We start from the raw sequence: 18571 nt of genomic DNA on the forward strand, positions 1-18571 counted from the left end.
TTGGACGCAGCACGTTGAGACGGTCGTATTGATGTCAAGGGTAAAAGAGTAGTGGTCTGGAAAGCCCAGTATTCAAGCCGTTTGTGTGTTTTTGCGTTTGAAATTAGAGAGCGAAAAATGTGATTTTTTTGCTTTGAGGGAACATATCGAAATAGCCTCAGACCCTTGTGAATGGTCGATTTAGATGTCGGCACTTGGTGAGAGGTCGATATAGATGTTTTCGGTTTTTAGGGCTTGCTGAGTGGTCGATTTAGATGTTTTTTGAATTTTGCCGGGTTGTGTGGTCAGTATAGATTTTTATGGTTTGTATCATAAAATAGGCTAATCAACATAGCCGAAATATGTCAGAATGATATAATGAGAGGTGTTTTATGGGAGAATGGGCAAAACCGAATAATTTTTCGGCTACCTTTAGATTAACCAGTTCGAAATATGCTGATTCTTTTATAGATGCAGGATCAATCAAATTCAACACCCCCCAATCGTGGATTGACTACTCCAAAAAATATGGAGATGGGCGAGGAGACGGTTATGAGGGAACTCTGGGTTTTTGTGATAGTTTAGATGTTGAGCGTATATTGGAATTGACTCGAAAATATGAGTCTAGCTGTATCTTAAATCCTAATACCAGACCATTACACAAGGAAATATGCGGGAATCGACTGCTTTTGAAAGACAAACGAAGTTTAAAATTGCCTTGCTTTTGTGTGTACATAATGAAAAACAGCTTGTTTCCTTGTCCAGACAGTGAGGGAAAACACAGAGTAACCGCTGATATACCAGCATCGTATTTTAGAGACTTTTCAGACAACTATTTACCGGAAGATATTGATAAGTTACCGTTAGAAGACCAACCTGCATTGATATTAATTTCCGACTTTGATGAATTTAAGAATAGATTGTATCAAGCATTAAGGCAAGTCGGTTTGGATGATTCTGAAATACTAATTGGGAATGTATCATATTTTGATTTTGAGGCATACGGCTCTAATGGCTGGATGGATTTTGGCCAGAAATACCCTAAAGAATTACTGGTAAAAAACACCCGCTTTGCAGAGCAAAGTGAAGCACGAGTTATCATTAAAACTAATAAAAAGGAAGTTATTGAACGTCTACACAGTGCTCCAATAGAGTTGGGTTGCATGAAGGATATAGCACAAGTCCATAAAAGTTACTTGCATGAAGGTATACGCGTCGAAATGACTGTAGACATATATGAAGAATAGATTGTAGAATTGTTCAAAATAAGTAAAGGCACCCTACGTCATAATTATCGTAGAGTGCCTTACTTGTTTTTACTCTTATTCATCCACATCAACCGTCAAACCAGACTTAAAATCGACGGTGAACTTATCCTCGTAGATGGTGACTTTTTCAATCAGCCGCCGGACAAGCGGCTCGTCATATTCGGTCAGGTCGATGGGTTGCTTTTGTAGAAATGTGCTCATTTCGTCTATCCGTTTCTTCAGTTCATCCCGTCCTGCACTTTCCAGCTGAACCTTTTGCTTGTCTTCATGCAGACGATGAATCTCGTTGCCGACGCTCTCATAATCAGCCTTGGAGCTGGCTAATTTCAGAAGCTCCGCCTGAAGTTCCTGGAGCCGCGCATCGATACATGCCAGGGTCTGGTCACTTTCGTGGCAGAGAACAGTTTCGATGTTATTCTGCAGGGTGATCAGGAAATCATCTTTTCCGCAGAGGGTTTGATTAATGGCGGTGACAAGAACCTGCTCGATAGTGCTTTCCAACACTGTGCGAGCGTCACAGTAAAGTCCGGTATTTTCAAGCCTGCTGATGCAGCGCCAGACAACCGATTTTTTCCCTCGGTTGTTCCAGTGAATCCGGCGGTAAAACTCTCCGCAGCCCCCGCAAATAATCATATTTGAAAAACAGTGGATGCTGCTGAAGGTTCGGTTTTTGCCGTTCGGGCTGGTGTGGACGATGCGGCGACGGATAAGTTCTTCCTGCACCTGCATGAAAATTTCACGCGGGATGATGGCTTCATGGCTGTTTTCTACATAATATTGCGGAACGATACCATGGTTCTTTACTCGCGTTTTCGTGAGGAAGTCTGTGGTATATGTTTTTTGCAGGAGAGCATCGCCGATGTACTTTTCATTTCGCAAAATCTGGTTAATATTACTGGTATGCCATTTTTCATTGCCAGCACCGTTTAGAATGCCGTCCGCTTCAAGGCCACGGGCGATTTTCAGCATGCTGGCTCCTTCAAGATATTCCCGGTAGATGCGTTTTATGATTGTAGCTTCCTCGGGGACAACGATCAAGCGCTTATTCTCATCCTTGGCAAACCCAAGAAAGCGGTTACAGTTGACCTGAATTTCGCCTTGCTGGTAGCGGTATTGCAGACCCAGTTTTACGTTCTGACTCAAAGACTGGCTCTCTTGCTGGGCAAGGGACGCCATAATGGTGAGCATGACTTCACCTTTAGAATCCATGCTGTTAATATTTTCTTTCTCAAAGTATACGGGAATGCATTTTTCTTTCAGCTGCCTGATATATTTCAGGCAGTCTAGCGTGTTGCGGGCAAATCGACTGATGGATTTGGTTATGACCATGTCGACGTTGCCCGCCATACACTCATCAATCATTCGGTTGAATTCCTCACGTTTTTTCGTATTGGTACCGGAGATGCCATCATCCGCATAGATGCCTGCCAGACTCCAGTCCGGTTGGCCATTGATGTAGGCCGTATAGTGTTCTATCTGCGCTTCATAGCTGGTGGCTTGCTCATCACTATCCGTGGAAACGCGGCAGTAGGCGGCTACGCGGAGTTTTGCTTTTTCTTCATCGTCATTTTTGCCACGGGCTTGTTTCCTGGCTGGGAGCACAGTGACACTCATTTTTGCTTCAGTCATTTTGCACCTCTCTTTCGATCAGACTGTAGGTGTATTCTGCCTGTTGGAAGGGGTCGTCGAACCGCTCATTACCTTCTTTGATATGGAAGGTGGTGGGGTAAGCGGCCTCAATCGTCTCTTTTGGCTCAAAGATTCGGCCGAGTTTTTCAGCCCGTCGAATGCGTTCCGATTCGGCTGATTCAAAAGTGGCTGGTTCTATAATTGCCGGATAATAATCGTCGCCGAGGTAATGGGTATTCCGGAGCATCTTTCTGACAACTGCATGGGAGATTAGAATTCCAGCCTTTTGTGCAGCCGTTGCCAAGGAATCACCGGCTAAATAAGCGAGGAAGAGGGTTCTTAGCTGTTCGGCAGCAAGCTCATCGATCACAGCTTCACCGTTTACTATCCGATAGCCAAATGGTGTGTGGCTCATTTATATCACCAGCCTTTCTTTCAAGGTAATGCCACATTTCAGTTCAAATCCAATCTCAGTCCGGGAATAAACAATAATCCGGTTCACAAAATTCTTGAAAACATCTTCATCGAAGCGCTTCAACATAGTTGCTTTTGTGGCGTATTGTAGCAGGGCGCTCACTTCACCTAAATGCTGGTTCCCGTCCTGTATTAAGCGGTTAATTGACTCTTTTTGACGTTGCAATCGATCGGCTTCCTGAAGTAAATTGTTGCTGCTTTTCTTAAAAACAGGGCGGTCAAGATAGCCTTTGGCCATTAGGTTGACCAGCACATTTTGTTGTTCGGCATTTTCCTCCAGCTTCTTATCAATGTCTTGAATGCTTATGAAGCTTTCGTCGGTATTTACACCGCGCAGGCCAATCAATAAAGGCTTCAGTACGAATTGATGGCTGAAGATGAGCTTATTCATCATGGTAATGAAGGCATATTCAAAATCGGAATCCGGGATGTATTTCATAGAACATTTTTCGATGCTTTCAATATGAGTCGAGCAGCACCACGCGATGTATTTCCTCCCGCTGGAGTGGGTACGGCGCTTAAAAGTACCGCCACACTGACCACAGATGATTTTCCCGGAAAAGGGATATCGTTTCTGGTATTTCTCACTGTACTTTTCTACGCCTTTTTCCTTTCCGTGCTGCTCAATAACTTTCTGAACTGCTTCAAAATCCTCCCGGCTTATAATCGGCTCATGATGATCACGAATCAGATATTGTTCTTTTTCACCGTCGTTCTTATGCCTGTTGAACTGACTGTCGCTATAGGTCTTTTGAAAGAGTGCATCACCGATGTACTTCTCGTTTACGACCATATTTCGAAGGGTATTAGCCTTCCATCGACCGCCTTTTTTAGAAAGAATGTTGCGCTGATTCAGTGCATCCGCAATCTTATGAAGGCTTTTCCCAGACAGAATCTCAGAAAATACAAACCGGACAATTTCAGCCTGCTGTTCATTCACAACCAATTTGCCATTTACAGCATCGTAGCCATATGGCGAACAGCCGATTTTATAAGTACCATTTTGAAAGCGTCGTTGTATGGACCATTTGTTATTCTCAGCGATGGACGCCGATTCACCCTCGGCCAGTCCACTCAGGATCGACAGCATGAGTTCGCTTTCCATTGACCCGGTATTGATGTTCTCACTTTCAAAATACACAGAAATGCCAAGCTTGGTTAGTTTACGGACCAGACTCAGGCAATCCATGGTGTTTCGAGCTAAGCGGCTGATCGACTTTGTGACGATGAGGTCGATTTTTCTTTGCTCGCAATCGGCAATCATCCGAAGCAGCTCGGGCCTTTTTTCCTTTTTGGTGCCAGTTATGCCCTCGTCATAGTAAAGCCCCGCAAACTCCCATTCCGGATTAGCTTTAATGTAGGATTCGTAATGGTTTTTCTGGGTTTCAAGGCTGACCAGCTGCTCATCGCTGTCAGTCGAAACACGGGCGTAGGCGGCGACACGCAGCTGGGGCTGTTCTGCAGTAGACTTGGTAGTTGGAGCAATTTTCGTAACCTTTTTCAATTTTTCACCTCCTTGGTCAGTGTCACATATTAACTCTGAAGCAGAGTTATATCAACGGTTTTAAGGCATTATCTGTGCCAACGCCGGAGAAAAAGACTGGCGGTTTAGTAGGGTGATTTTATTAAATTCCGACAAAGAAATAAGTCCCTTTTGAAGCATGGAATCAAGTATCCGCTGCGCCCTTATATAATCCATTTCACATTGCAGTTGCTCCTGTGAAACAGGAATTTTAGCACAAATGCTTTCCGGTGTTTCGGCGTTAATGTTTGGCATGTTCTGTTCCTCCTCCCTGAATTTCGATGAGGAGAAAAAAGAAAACTCCCCTCACTTCCAAAAGGACAGTGAGGGGAGTAAATCCGTAGATAAAATCACTTCTCTATTCAGTTTTAATGAAAGCGTCTTTGAAGCCTGCCGCTTTGACCTTAGCGAGCATTGCGTCGGCGTTCGCCTTGACAGAGTAAGCCCCGACTTGTACACGATAAATGGTTTTTGAAGCAGTTGATGCTTGTTCGGTTGTTGCATTGGCCGTGACAAGCAGCTTCCCAACATCTGCACGAAAGGTGTCCATGCTTTTACCGTGCTTGGGAAACCAGTGCATCACATCACTATGGTTGCTGGCAATGCCGAGGGTAGCTCCTTCGCTATGACAGATGATGTTCTTTTCAGTGAGCCCATATTGCTTGCAGAGATAAGCACATAGCTCAACAGCCTCTGTGTAAACGGCAGAAAAATACGAGGCGTCTATAAGACTGTCCTCGCAAATTTCAAAACTGATATGTGTATCGTTGCCGGAACCTTTTGAACCGCTGCCGCAGTGCCAGCCCCGGTGATTCCAGGGCAAGGTTTGATAAGTGGCGATGCTGCCATCAGCCAGCTTACCGATGAAGCCGTGGACGCAGACCTGCCGACCGTCCGGCTTGTCCTGATTCCAGTGGTTGTTGTTGGTGTTTACACCGAGCAGTCCATCATCCTGGCCAACATAGCGTTTCAGGTTCGGGTTGTTTGCCCCGGTGGAATGGACCATGATGCCCTTTGGCGTGATGGTTTTGCCTGCTTTGTAGCAAGCGTTGTTGGTGAGAATTAGCTTGTGCAGATTCATTTATTTGTCCTCCTTATTCAGCTGTTCCAAGACCGTTTTGAGTTTTTCGGGAATAGGAAGACCGATTTTTGCCGTATTCTCAATTATGCTGATGCCTTCATTAGACAAATAGAAGAAGATGACAGCGGTTCGGACAGCGCTGCCGGTTTGAATAAGCTGCGAATCCACGATGTGTGCCACAGCCACCAACGAGAAAATCAGCACCTTTTTGAAGATGCCCCGAAAGCCGACCTCGCTTGAAAGGCGCTTCTCCAAAATGGCCACCATGATCCCCGTCAGATAATCGATGACGACAAAGGCTACCAAAGCATATAGGAAGCCATCCCAGCCGCCAAGGAAGTACCCGATGTAGCCGCCAACAGCGGCAACGACAATCTGAAGCGTATTAATAATGTCTTTCATTTGTTAAACCTCCTTGATAAAAATAAGAAGAGCCCGAAGGCTCTCCAAAACAACTATTTCACTGTCAGTTATCCAAATATGGATAGCGATACTACAGGGCAGTCAATATATCCGCCGTCCAAGTCCTCACAGGTCAAGCCAATAAAAAAGTTTGTGATTTCAGTCGGATCTGAAGCAGAAACTGCAGTATTTGCTGTCGTCCCAGTTGGCTCACAGGCATTTGCGCAGAAGGCATAATTCGCATCGATCATCTCGTTGGCAAAGTTAACCGCATAATAGCCGGTCCCTATATCAGAAACGGAATGAACAGCACCACATCTTCTAATCGCACACCTTCTAAGCGTGATGTTTCCGCTCGTTGTCAACGAAGTTCCAGCCGTATATTTAAAAGTGTTCGTGGTAACCTCTGTAATTTTATAAGTGCCATCAACTCCAGTCCCGGATGTGATGTCGGAGTATATCATATGACCAACCTTGTAGCCGTGTCCTGTCAAGGTTACCGTTACTGTCGTTCCGCTTTGCACATAGGTTCCGGTGGTATTTGCATTTGTGATTCCATTGAATGTAACCCAAGCCAGACAGCCGCCGATTGAGCTGCTTCCGCCGCCGGTCACAAACTCAAGACCGCTGCCGTCTGCTTTAACCGCTACCACCTTGGTTCCTTGTCCCAGGTAGCTGCCGGGCGTATCCGTCAATGCTAAAAAGTCGTGAACGTGGTCAATATCCGAGTAAACGCCGGTATGCAGGTGGTTTGTGTCTGCCTTGGCTGCAAGCATAGCGTTTACTTCCGAGGTGGAATAGCCACCGCTGCTGGAAGGAGCCACAGATAAAACATCAGAACCGCTGTACTGGGACATTCGCTCAACCTTCTGGTTTAGCTTAATCTCATGCTCCAGCATCATATTGTGGAGCTCCAGTGTATAGGACAAGGCCCCGGTGTCGTCATCCTCGCTTACTGTGATGCCACGAATTCTTAATACGCCATCGAAACCGATATCATCTGAGCCTTCCGGTGCGATCTTCCAGCCGATCCAGTCTCCAATCAAGTAGGTTTCAAAGGGCTTCATTCTGTTGCCCTGGTCATCGTAAAACTTCGTAACCGTTCCTTGGATACCCCAAGTCGGGTAGGCGACCCTATTTAGATATGCTTGTCCGTATTCGCTCAGGCCATCCTGAATATTGCTTGCCGATAAATAACCTTCACGCCTTCCATAAGATGCTTGGCTTGCAGAATGCGAGGCGATTGCCAATAGCTTGTCGCCGCCCTCGACGAGTACTTCGTTCACCAAGCCGGTCGCGTCGCTTTGGTTCTGATGGCTGATGACCGCTTGCCCCGGGCTGTACACCACCGTTTCGTGCAGATCCAGACCTCTGGTTTTGTAAATCTTGAGCACAAGCTCAGGTGTCATTTCAATATCGAAGTAACCAAGGCCCTCGGTGAACTTCGTTGCAACCTCCAGTAGCGGCGTTCCGACATGAAAGGATAGATTGATATTCTCTGAGAACGTGTTTCCAAGACTGTCCTTATCGTCCTGCCAGTCCACGGTTACCCCAACGAGACCACCTCTTGCCTGCGCTTCCAGTATCAGTGTCCGTAATACTTTGCTTGCAGTCCCTGTAAACTGCCGGTCTAAAACAGGCGTCCCCATTTCCTCCGGGTAAACCACAGCCCAGCCAAGCATGGAAAGGACGCCGCGTCCGCTGACTTCAATTATCTGCTGTTCGCTGGTATCCACATAGTTTGGATTTCTTGCCTCAATGATCCACTTGAACAGCGGATTTCCATCGAGCTTTACCAGGACCAAGTTGTCATCGGCAATATAATCTCGGTTTCCACCCGTATCATCGTAGCGACTAATTCTAAAGCTTCCACTACCAGGGTTATTCTGCATCATTTGGAACGCCTTGTCCCAAGCGCCGTCAAGCTGCTTCACGAGCACATTCGGATTTGCTCTATCGATGATGAAAAGCTCAATGCCCACATCGTCTGCAGGCAAACCGGCATATACTTCAAAGCCAATGGAATTACTGTCCTGAAGCTCCGGCGCTGTCAGCTGCACCTTTATTGGCCCGGTTGTAGCAGAAAGGGGAAGCTGGAGGGTGATCTCTGTCCATGACCATTCAAGTACGTTGCACAGCATATCATTGATGTAGACAAAGCCGCCGTAACTTCTTAGATATCTGTCGGTATTACCGAGGTCTACCGCTGTGTGTGTATAACCAAAACCGCTGCCTTGTAGGGTCAACACAGAGCCTGCTTGACCCCTGGTTACGGAAATCGAGCTGATCCATGGGAATGGAGGATCGTCGGTCACATTAAGCTCAGTGTAAATCGTCCTTGTTGCTCTCAGCTTGCCGAACGCCCGGTTCTCCGGGACGTACAATGTTCGCCTTTCCCGTGACTTTCCAAAGCCAATATTCTCTTGAACAGATAAAGCGCGTTTGTCTCTTTGTTTGCCAAACTGCCTGTTTTCAAGAAGCGTGAAAAATTGCGGTAAAGGAAAGGGGCCGCCCATTAGATTGAAGGTGTTTGGCGTACTCCAACCAGTGTCAATGCCAAGGGCTTCATTGATTGCCCTTGCTCTCCAATACAGGAATCCATCGTATACATCGTACGGTTCAAAGGTCGTCAGCTCGCCACAGGGCAGCGCCGACACCGTATTGGAGCGGTAGTTCATCCCGCTGAACATGGTGGTTCTATCAATTTCAATGGTAAGATCGGCTGACGCAGCCAAAACAAGCTGCATTTCCATAGCAATCAGAGACGGTGTTGCCTCAATATCCGAGGTGGCAAGCTCCTGCTTAATCCACAGGTACTTGCCAGTCATATCATCGTTTTCTGCGATCACCGGGCATTGAGCGCCGTTTGTTGCAACCGTATAAGAAGAAGGAGGTGTCGCATCAGTTGTCAGAGCACAGCTTATGACTATACTTGTTCCAGCAGGCATATCGCCAAATGTCCACTGCAGGACTTCGTCCCCATAGGCAGTCCCGCTTAAAGTAATCGGCCCGACCACGCGGGTTCCGCTGCTGTAATAGTCAAGTCCATAGGGAACGCCCTCCAGCAGCTCCACTTCGGAAACTGATGTGTCCGTGCCGCTCTGGTTTGAACTGATATTCAGCCGATAGTAAAGATACGAGGCGGGGGATGATACTGTAAACTCCTTGCGTTCGTTCGTGCTCCAGGAGGTCTGGCCGGTCTGCGTATCCAGTACGGTCCAGTTTGTACCGTCGTTACTGCCTTCAAAGGTCCAATCCTTCGGGCTGTCAATCAGATAGGAATCATTTCTTGCTCGGATCGAATAGCCTGCGATAATTTTTGCTGATGCCAAGGTTACCGAAAGAATACCTGATGTCATGGCCACGCCCCAGCGTGTATCACTGTTGTTATCAAAGGCTCGCCAGCCCTCATAGCCTGTTCCAAGGTTGCCGCTGTCATTCACTGTGACGCCGTCTGTTGTTGTTGCGGTCATAAGCGGAACGCAGTCCGTTCCCGGAGTATAGCCTTCTGGAGTCGAGTTGGGGTCTTTGTCCAATTGCAGCCCCAAAAAGGTCAGCACATTATCTACATAGTCTTCACGGGTAACGACTTGGGTGAACGCCCCGGTTTCATCGAAGTCTTCTTTGACAAGCTCCTCATAAGTGCGTACCCATTTTGCCGTTAGTGCCAGACTGCTGGTTACTGCTTCGTTTTGAGGCGTGATTAGCCTTATTCTGTCCGGCATATTATCGCCTCCTCATTACGACCAGCTTCCGATTGTTACCTCAAGCCTTGGCGCTCTTGGCCCGAGCAGCTGTGTCGGCGGTGGTATTGTATTCTTGATAATAATGCTGCTGCTTGTCCCCTGTGGGGCAAGGGAGGTGATTGTTGCACCGGTCACCCAGGTAGTGCCTTCATCCATGCTGAAGGTGAAATCGGTATCAATTATAGACAGCGTCAGGTTGTTGGCGATCTTTGTCGTACTGCTGTTAAAAAGCTTCATTCTGTGCGTTACCGTTGTGCCTTCCGGTCGGTCGCCGAAATCAAGATCTCTAATAAACTCCGGGTCTCCGGATTCATCATCGTCTAAAAACAGAATGTCGTCTGGTATTTGTCCATCGGCTTTTACACCATAAATATGCAGTGCATAGATATTTACTGAAGAATAATCAGCGCCTGCATTAGGCGCACTGTAATGAACGCGCAGTACTTTTATTGCTTCCGAGAATGTGCATGGTTGAATACTGTCCCTCCACACATCGTCATCCATCATATACGTTGGTATTGCGCCGTTCGGCAATGTCGCATTTATCCATGTGCCATCAAGGCCGTTTGTACTGTCTGCGCTTCCGGCAACTGTCACTGACACCGGAGTGCTGTCTGTGCAATAAACATTGTGAATCATGCCAAGTCCAGCGACCACATACTTCTCAGGCAAAAACACCCAGAGAGTTCTGCTGCCATTACCGGCCCACACGTTTGTTGAAAGCACTGCCGATGTATTGCCTATCCCATTTAGCTTAGCCATCTGCTCTGTGGTTATCGGTGCCGTAATATCAGTTGGACTATTCCCATAGTAGACAGAACCTCCGCCTGCGTCATATTCAAACTTTCGTCCGGGTAAGGTTGGATAGGGCATTTGCTACACCTCCTAATAAAAGGCAGGGTAATACTCAAGCGTAACCCTGCCGCCAGTTGTGTCTGTTTCAAGCTCCATGCTGTTGTTTCCCGCATTAAGAATCATCCAGTAGGCATCGCCGCCATGCTTGACAATCGAAATCATATTCTCATCACCCTGCAGGCAGGTGTAATATTTTGTATCTAAAACCACGGCTTCGCCGCTTGCAATTGTGCCAAGGTACTGAAGCCAAACACCACTGCTCTGATTCCTAAGAACCGGATTACTCAACGGGCCTTCCAGGGTAATAACCATTGCTGTTGCAGGCGCTGACCCTTCATTGGCATGCGTCCATGCAAAGGGAGAGGAAGTAACCATCCTGGTATCCGTGACCTTTTCTATTGGATAAAAGAACGGATCGGCCAATTCAAGCTCCAGAGCGAACTTGGCATAACCGGGATTCTTCCTGACGAAATTTATCTCCGAACAAAGCTCAGCTTGTGCCTGCCGGAGTTCTCCGTTTCTCATGGTGCGATTAAGCGGATGAAGTCCCGGATTGCCGATAGCTTTCAGGAACGCATCGATATTATCATCCAGATTAGCCCGGTCCGATCCTTTTATCCACATGGAGAGGACTACCTTTCTTCTGTCAAAGCGTTTTTTAATCCAGCGCTTACCGTGCTGGAACGGAACCTGCAGGTCACTGCCTCTAAATTTAGGAATACCGATCCCTTCGATAACAGCTTCCACGTCCCATTTTCCTCTTGAGCTTAGAGCACAGCCGTTAAATGACCAATTTTCAGTCAAGATGCATGCACCTCCTTAAGCCAAGCCATATGAATGCTTCAGCAGGGTGGTTCGTATGCTGTCTGAAGCGGCTTCCGGCTTTGGATTATTGATTACTATTTCATATTTGTTTTCTACGTTCCCGGCCTGCTCTGCAGAGGAAGCTGCATTTGAAGCTGAGGCAAATCGATTGACCGCATCGACATCGATATTCAGTCCGTCAAACTCTGTCGGGATAGCCTTTTTCATATCCTCTTCAACAAGCTTCATAGCATCGGCAAAACCAACACCGATACCGGCACCCATGTTTTCACCAATTCCGGCGAAAACCGTCGAAGGAGAATGAATGCCCAGCAGGTTTTTGGCACCATCCACAATGCCGGAAAAGAAGCCGCTGATTTTATTACCAAGCCAGTTGCCCATGGATTTGATGCCTTCCCAAAGGCCCGAAACGATGTTTTTTCCGATTTCGAATACCGAGCTGACCGCTTCGCCCAAGCCTGTCACAATAGTAGCGATGATTTCCGGCAGCTTTGCCACAAGCTGCGGTATCGCCTTAATTAAACCAAGCGCAAGTTGAACGGTCAGCTCAATACCCATTTCGATAATGGCGGGCAGATTGTCGGTAATGAAATTAATAATCGTCATTATGATCTGCGGCAGCGCTTCCATCAGCTGTGGCAACGCATTTAGAAGTCCCTCCGCCAGACCCTGAATGATTGAAAAGGCTGCTGCGAGAATCATGTCCAGATTGTCTATCAGTCCAGTGACAATTGTGATCACCGCGCCAACTGCAGCGGGAATCAACTCTGGCAAGGCTGTGCCGATACCCTCCACAAGTGCGGTTATAAGCTGGATAGCCGCCTCGATGAGCAGCGGAAGATTGTCAATGAGTGCCCCGACAATGGTCATAACCGCATCAACTGCGGCAGGTATCAGCTCCGGCAACAGGCTTAAGACCGTCTCCAGCACCTGAGTGAACAGCTCTGTTACGGTACTCAGCAGGGTTGGAAGCAGCTCACCAATAGCAGAAAGAATTGCATCCATTGCCATAGGAAGGGCGGATACAATGTTTTCAATAACTGGTACGATATTTTTCACTACTGCCTGAAAAGCGTCCACCAGATTCTGTGTTAGGTTCGTCATGTCGGCATCGGCATTTCCAAGCCCAGCAGTAAAGGAACCCAGCGCCGCCTGCAAGAGTCCGATGGAGCCGGATATGGTCTGAGTGGACTCGCGGGCAAAGTTGCCAGCGTACTGCTCTGTGTTCTCAAAGAACATCTGCATCGCAACCTCGGCTTTTTCAGCGTTAGTTGCAGAAGCCCAAGTGAAGTCCAGACCTTTTGCAAGAGCATAGGCTTGGATGTTGGTGGCATTCATGGAAACACCGAGATTGTCCATCATAGTGAAGTTGCCCTTTGCCGCACCAGCTACGGATTCCATGGCCATAGACATATCGATGCCCATAACTGAAGCCATATCCGCAGCCCGCTGCATGGCCTTTTCGGTCAGATCAAGGCTCTTTTGCTGTTCAATGCCGGAGCCCTGGAACAAAGCTCCCATCTTATTGGCGGTTGCCAGGTAATCGCTTTGCGATAAGCCCAGATTTTTATAAGCTTCCTCGCCGGTTTTCTGGATAGAAGCTGCATATTCACCAAACACCGCCTCGGAGCCGCCGAGGTTCTGCTCCAGCTCACCGAATTGCTGCACAACCTCCTTGCCCAGTTTAAATGCGGCTGCTCCAGCAGCGATCGCCACGGTACCCATGGCTGCACCGACACCCTTTAAGATGCCGCCCAATTTATCAAATTTACCGCCTGAATTTTCGGCTTCATTTCCGGATTTCTTCAGCTCATCGCCGAGCTTATCCGCTTCCTCGGCAGATTGCGCCAGCTCACGCTCCATGCCGTTGAGCTCGGCCTTGGCGTTGTTAAGCTGAATAGCCCAGTTTTGGGTACGGCGGTCGTTTTCACCAAAGGAATCCGAGGCGTTCTTTAGCGCTTTTTGCAGGGTTTCAATTTTGTCCTTCTGCGCATCGATCTGCTTGGTGAGCACCTCGTTTTTGGCGGTGAGCGACTTGACGCTGCTTTCGTTTTTGCCAAACTCGGACTCGACCAGCTTCATCTCGGAGCCAAGTACCTTAAAGGACTGGTTAATATCTGAAAGGGCTCGTTTAAATTCCTTTTCGCCCTCCACACCGATTTTCAGTCCGAAGTTATCCGCCATATTCTCACCACCTCCTTAGATCCCATTTGGTATGATTTCGTCGATGTAATACTCGCGTTTAGCCTTCGCAAGTCCGTTAAACTGCTTATAGACCTCCCACTGGTCCAGCAGATGGCCAATCGGCATCAGCCAGACCTCCGGCTCAGAGCGGTGCAGGAGGGAAACACCATAAAAAATCAGCCGGGCAAACAACGCCTCGTCGCTTACCCGACCTGTGCGTTTTTTGAGGTTTCTTCCTCGCTTTCAACCTCGCGCTTCGTTCCTTTGTACATGGCCTCCATGATGGCGTTTTTGTAATCTGCCAGTTCGAAGGGAGAGGTCAACAGCTCAACAGCTTCCTCTGTTAGAAGGGTTTTCTTTTTTGAAGGGCTCTGCAGGTTGTGGACCAGCACCGATTGATTGGCAAGCAGGGTGATAAGCCACACCACCTCATCCAGGGCCATTTCAAAGTTTTCGGTTTTCATGAGCTTTTCGCCCAAATTAGAAAGACCGCCATATCTCTTGGCGATCTCCTTCGTAGCCCTGGTGGTCAGAAGCATTTCATATTCCTGACCACCGATCGTAATTACTGCGCTTCGTTCTTTATCCATCTGCTAATCCTCCATGCTTATACAGCAGTGAACACAGGCTCATAGACCTGCGTGTACCAGCCGGTAATGACGGAAGCGGGAACGCTGGCATCATCCTCGTTGACCTCGGATTTCCACGGGTGCTTGCCATTGTCATCGAGCTTGTTTCTGCGCAGCACGGTACCCTCAATGGTCGGTGTTGAAAAGGTAATAGAATCGCCCTTGGTGGAGAGGTTGGTTGCCGGGATACCGAAAACCACTCGGTAAAGCCAGAAATAACGGTAGTTGCCATTGGCTTTCTTTGCACGAAAGCCAACCGCGACAGGACTGCCGCCATCCTCACTGCCGGAAATGACGACATGATTATCATCAAGAGTCGCTCCGGTTAGGTCTTCGGCGGCCGTGACGCCGATATCGTCAATCCCGAGAGAAAGCGTGCCATTTTTAAATTCCTTTACAATTTCTGCAGCACTGTCATCGGCATATAGGGTTGCTTCAGCGAGCTCAACAGAGAGGTCTGATTTCATTGCTTTCGCAAGCGGAATAGGGGTGCCATAGGTTTCATTGCCGTTGGTATCCTCGGTGATTTTTGCATAATAGAGCTTATCTAAGCCAATTGTAGCCATAGGTTATTCCTCCAGTTCATAAGATTTCGCCACGTCAATGGCGTAATGGTGATAGCCGGTATCACTTTCATAACCAATGTACCGGCGGTCAGTTATTGTGAAATCTGCATTCAGCAGAGTCAGGGTTATCTGACGTTTTATTTGCAGATAGTTGCCTTTTGAAAACAGCGAAATCCGCACCTCCGATAGATCGATTAGGGGTGTATTGTCGCCGAACAAGGAGAATTCATCTGTCATTGGCGTGAGGACAAGATATTCATCTGGTGGTTTGTCAGAAAAAACGCCCGTCTCCACAGGGAGGGTGGGCGAGAGGAGCGTATTCAACTCAGCTAAAATGCTCATACACCATCAACCTCCTGTTCGAATTTCACTTTCATTGCGTTCACGCATGCAGTTTTACTCTGCGTCTTTGCGGGCTTTAAAAACGGCTTTGGCGGTTGACCGTGTCTGCCGTACTCTAGGATGTTGGCGATTTTGGCATTGGAGTCGCCATCACTCCTTGGCTCGGCGAACCCGACCTTAACGTCCCAGTCGCCGTTTCGGTTCTGTTTTGCAGGAGAAAGCCCAAGCGAGCTTTCCAGTTCTCCTGTTGAGCGACTTTCTTCTTTTGTTCCATTCCCGACGACGGAGGAGAGATTGTTTTTCACCTTGCTTAGGACGATATCCCCACCAGCCTCCAGCACCTTAGGGATAATCTCATCGGTCCTGTCGGCAAGACGGGACAGCTTTAGGAGGAATTCCTCTGGCATCTTGATTTCAACCTTAGCCACTAGGTTTCACCTCCGTCGCCATAACTTCCACATACATTCCGCGATTTCGCACATCCTCGGCGCTGACGATGTTATAACGACAGCCGTCACAGATAATGAACATTGCAGTATCGACGGTGAGAGCTGGTATTTTGCGGAAGCGGAACATGGCGGTTGCTTCGGAAAAAGCTGCCATGTTTGCCCACCGCTCATTACCGTGGCGATCTTCTTTGTATGCGCGTATGGACGCAAGTATAGTGTCACCGTGGGTTACGAAACCTTCCGTGTCCTTGGTGGGAGCGGTGGATATGATTTCGATAAAGGTATTCATCTTTCCGTAACTCAAACTTTCCACTCCCTTTCCATGCGGAGCAGACGCTCCACGGCTTTCCACACTGCATCTCCGGCTTGCACACTATCTGCAAAGAACCCGGCGGTTGAACCGTCACGGCTTTCGTAAAAGTGACTCGCAAGCATAACGAGTGCCTGCTTTGTTGATTCGGAAGCGCCATATGTGTCAAGCCAACCGTCCTCGCGGTGCTGATACTTTTCGGAAAAACTAATGGCGGCACGGATGTAGCCGCGCAATAGATCGTCATCCAGATCGTGGGCGAGAATGAGGTTCGCTTTCACAACGGGAAGTAAATCATCAACTAACATCCGAGCCGCCTCCTTTCATTAAGCACCAGCCATCTGGAGCAACTGAATTCCTTCGCTGAGAATGACTTTCGCATCCACACGCTCGGTAGCGATGAAGCCCACTTGACCATTGGTGCTGTAGAGTTCGTTGAGTCGCTGGACAGTTCTGCCAAGGCGGTCTGCAATCCAGTAGTTCTTGAAATCACCGAACGCCAAAGGAAACGCGCTTGCTGCAACAGCAGGAACGTAGGGGGAGGTATAGAGCGGATAGCCGAGCAAGCGGTCGGGCTGGCCCGCCTGAAGGGACGGCTGCCACATATATGCGCCGTTGGAATCCTTCAGTTTACGGATAGCAGAAATCGTTCCGTCGTTCGTTAGGAATACGGCGTTTCTGCGGTAAGGGGATTTGAGCGCGTACACAATGTCAATAAGGTTGTCTCCTGTGATTGCCGTAGCCGAACCCGTAGTCACTCCGACTTCGCCGCCGTTTGCTGTAAAAATACCCGTCGGCTGGTTGGAGCCGGTACCGATACAGAAAGCCTGTTCCTCGGCGATACCAAATGCACGAGCAAATTCGGCGGTGATATAACTCTCGATATCGAACATGGAATCTTGCAAAAGCTCCGTGCTGACCTTTACAAGGTCGGTCAGCTTGTAGGCATCAATGGTCTTCTGACCGAACGTCGGGGTGCTTTCGGTATACGCGCCGTTCTCAAGTGTCCACTGGGCAACTGAATGCGTCGCCGCGATAGGAATCTTTCTCTCGGCTGCGGTCGTAATGGTCTTAGCGATGGAGCGGATGACGTTTGTCTCCTCCAAAGCCGCGACAATCTGAGTTTCAAATTCTTCTGGGACGAGATAACCACCATCCGCGTCGGTGCTTTCCTGGATGACGTTGTGAATCATTGGTCTACCGCGCAATATGTTAAGGAAGTCGGCGCGATATTCCTTGGAAGCCCTGCCGGTTTTGTGTTCGCCCTCCGGTTTTAAAGGTTTGTTGGTGATAGGATTGGTTGTTGCTTCGGCGAGCTTCGCGTCGATAGCAGCAAGGCGATTTTCTCGGTCGATTTCCTTTCCGAGCGCGATGACATCGGACTCCATCTTGTTATAGGTAGCGTCGTCCTCGGCGGAGAGGATGTCGCCATTTGCCCTCTTGGAATCAAGGAAGGCACGGGTGGCCGCAACAGCCTTGTTACGCTTTTCGTACAGTTCAAGCAGTTTAGACATTTTGATTTCCTCCTGTAATTAAATTGAGCCGCTCTTGGAGCGACTCGATGGATTTGCCTTTCGGCTGTTCAGTTTGTGTGGGAATTTGAGACTTTGCACGTAGCTTATCAAGCAGAGAGTTTGTAACCGCCCGTCGACTGAAGAGGAAGTTTTCCACGGACACTTCCCTGCTGTGGCTTTTTTCGTCGGTTAGCAGTCCGTCCGCAAACCCCAGTTCTATGGCTTTGTTGGCGTTCATCCATGTTTCCGCATCCATTAGTCGGGACAGCTTATCTCGGCTCTGGTTTGTTTTGATTTCATAGGCGTTGATAATGCTTTCTTTGACTTCTGCGAGCATAGCGACAGCACGTTTCATCTCGTCACTGTCACCGATAGCAATTGAAATCGGATTGTGTATCATCATGAGCGCCGTTGGTGCCATGAGTACTTTTGTTCCTGCCATAGCAATGACCGAAGCTGCGCTTGCAGCCATGCCATCAACCTTTACGGTAACGTCGCCCTTATAGTCCATCAGCATGGAGTAGATTTGGCTCGCTGCCACGCAGTCACCACCGGGTGAGTTGATCCAGATGGTTACGTTCCCGCTACCGGCCTCCAGTTCGGACTTAAAGAGCTTAGGAGTGATGTCATCGTCAAACCAAGTTTCATCAGAAATTTGACCGTCAAAATAGAGGACGCGGTCGCCATCGTCGGCATCCCGCGCCCAATTCCAGAACTTTTTCACTTTTTGGTTACCTCGCTTTCTTTGTTGTTTGCTTGTTGTGTATATAATGCCTTATGTGGAGCTCCACATAAT

At 48.2% G+C, this 18571-nt stretch carries 19 protein-coding genes; 1 reads left to right on the forward strand and 18 read right to left on the reverse strand.

Annotated elements, in window-relative coordinates:
• Positions 1–371 precede the first annotated feature (371 nt).
• Positions 372–1226: a hypothetical protein gene (locus AC6I5A_RS13545; RefSeq protein WP_034617127.1), complete on the forward strand. Its 855-nt coding sequence runs from the start codon at positions 372–374 to the stop codon at positions 1224–1226.
• Positions 1227–1301: 75 nt separating this feature from the next.
• On the opposite strand, the gene AC6I5A_RS13550 is transcribed toward AC6I5A_RS13545, so the two are convergent.
• The 18 genes from AC6I5A_RS13550 to AC6I5A_RS13635 form a co-directional block, all read right to left on the reverse strand.
• Positions 1302–2876, reverse strand: a complete 1575-nt coding sequence (locus AC6I5A_RS13550; RefSeq protein ID WP_052168111.1) for a recombinase family protein — start codon at positions 2874–2876, stop codon at positions 1302–1304.
• A complete protein-coding gene (locus tag AC6I5A_RS13555; protein ID WP_034617130.1) occupies positions 2869–3291 on the reverse strand; it encodes a serine integrase family protein in 423 nt (140 codons plus the stop codon). The genes AC6I5A_RS13550 and AC6I5A_RS13555 overlap by 8 nt, the downstream gene beginning before the upstream one ends.
• Positions 3292–4854, reverse strand: a complete 1563-nt coding sequence (locus tag AC6I5A_RS13560; protein ID WP_034617132.1) for a recombinase family protein — start codon at positions 4852–4854, stop codon at positions 3292–3294.
• A gap of 60 nt (positions 4855–4914) precedes the next feature.
• Entirely contained in the window at positions 4915–5127 is a 213-nt protein-coding gene (locus AC6I5A_RS13565; protein ID WP_034617135.1) for an SHOCT domain-containing protein, read from the reverse strand.
• Positions 5128–5230: 103 nt separating this feature from the next.
• Entirely contained in the window at positions 5231–5953 is a 723-nt protein-coding gene (locus tag AC6I5A_RS13570) for an N-acetylmuramoyl-L-alanine amidase (RefSeq protein ID WP_034617138.1), read from the reverse strand.
• The gene (locus AC6I5A_RS13575) at positions 5954–6355 is read right to left on the reverse strand and encodes a phage holin family protein (protein WP_034617141.1); all 402 of its coding nucleotides are present in this window, start codon (positions 6353–6355) and stop codon (positions 5954–5956) included.
• A gap of 68 nt (positions 6356–6423) precedes the next feature.
• Complete coding sequence (locus tag AC6I5A_RS13580) at positions 6424–10080, reverse strand: discoidin domain-containing protein (protein WP_052168112.1); 3657 nt, start codon at positions 10078–10080, stop codon at positions 6424–6426.
• Positions 10081–10095: 15 nt separating this feature from the next.
• A complete protein-coding gene (locus AC6I5A_RS13585; protein WP_034617144.1) occupies positions 10096–10974 on the reverse strand; it encodes a hypothetical protein in 879 nt (292 codons plus the stop codon).
• Between the two features lie 12 nt (positions 10975–10986).
• A complete protein-coding gene (locus AC6I5A_RS13590; protein WP_034617147.1) occupies positions 10987–11760 on the reverse strand; it encodes a phage distal tail protein in 774 nt (257 codons plus the stop codon).
• A 15-nt stretch (positions 11761–11775) separates the two neighbouring features.
• Positions 11776–13965 carry a phage tail protein gene (locus AC6I5A_RS13595; protein ID WP_497900771.1) on the reverse strand — a complete coding sequence of 730 codons (2190 nt, stop codon included), beginning with the start codon at positions 13963–13965 and terminating at the stop codon, positions 11776–11778.
• Positions 13966–14168: 203 nt separating this feature from the next.
• Complete coding sequence (locus tag AC6I5A_RS13600) at positions 14169–14555, reverse strand: hypothetical protein (protein WP_034617150.1); 387 nt, start codon at positions 14553–14555, stop codon at positions 14169–14171.
• A gap of 17 nt (positions 14556–14572) precedes the next feature.
• Complete coding sequence (locus AC6I5A_RS13605; protein WP_034617153.1) at positions 14573–15160, reverse strand: major tail protein; 588 nt, start codon at positions 15158–15160, stop codon at positions 14573–14575.
• A 3-nt stretch (positions 15161–15163) separates the two neighbouring features.
• The gene (locus tag AC6I5A_RS13610) at positions 15164–15502 is read right to left on the reverse strand and encodes a hypothetical protein (protein WP_034617156.1); all 339 of its coding nucleotides are present in this window, start codon (positions 15500–15502) and stop codon (positions 15164–15166) included.
• The gene (locus AC6I5A_RS13615) at positions 15499–15930 is read right to left on the reverse strand and encodes an HK97-gp10 family putative phage morphogenesis protein (RefSeq protein WP_034617160.1); all 432 of its coding nucleotides are present in this window, start codon (positions 15928–15930) and stop codon (positions 15499–15501) included. The genes AC6I5A_RS13610 and AC6I5A_RS13615 overlap by 4 nt, the downstream gene beginning before the upstream one ends.
• A complete protein-coding gene (locus AC6I5A_RS13620; RefSeq protein ID WP_034617163.1) occupies positions 15923–16255 on the reverse strand; it encodes a phage head closure protein in 333 nt (110 codons plus the stop codon). The genes AC6I5A_RS13615 and AC6I5A_RS13620 overlap by 8 nt, the downstream gene beginning before the upstream one ends.
• On the reverse strand, positions 16252–16569 hold the full coding sequence (locus AC6I5A_RS13625; protein WP_034617167.1) for a head-tail connector protein: 318 nt from the start codon (positions 16567–16569) through the stop codon (positions 16252–16254). The genes AC6I5A_RS13620 and AC6I5A_RS13625 overlap by 4 nt, the downstream gene beginning before the upstream one ends.
• A gap of 18 nt (positions 16570–16587) precedes the next feature.
• The gene (locus AC6I5A_RS13630) at positions 16588–17775 is read right to left on the reverse strand and encodes a phage major capsid protein (RefSeq protein ID WP_034617169.1); all 1188 of its coding nucleotides are present in this window, start codon (positions 17773–17775) and stop codon (positions 16588–16590) included.
• Positions 17768–18499: a head maturation protease, ClpP-related gene (locus AC6I5A_RS13635; RefSeq protein ID WP_034617171.1), complete on the reverse strand. Its 732-nt coding sequence runs from the start codon at positions 18497–18499 to the stop codon at positions 17768–17770. Before AC6I5A_RS13635 ends, AC6I5A_RS13630 begins: the two co-directional genes overlap by 8 nt.
• Positions 18500–18571 lie beyond the last annotated feature (72 nt).

The sequence above is a fragment of the Desulfosporosinus sp. Tol-M2 genome, from assembly GCF_059735615.1.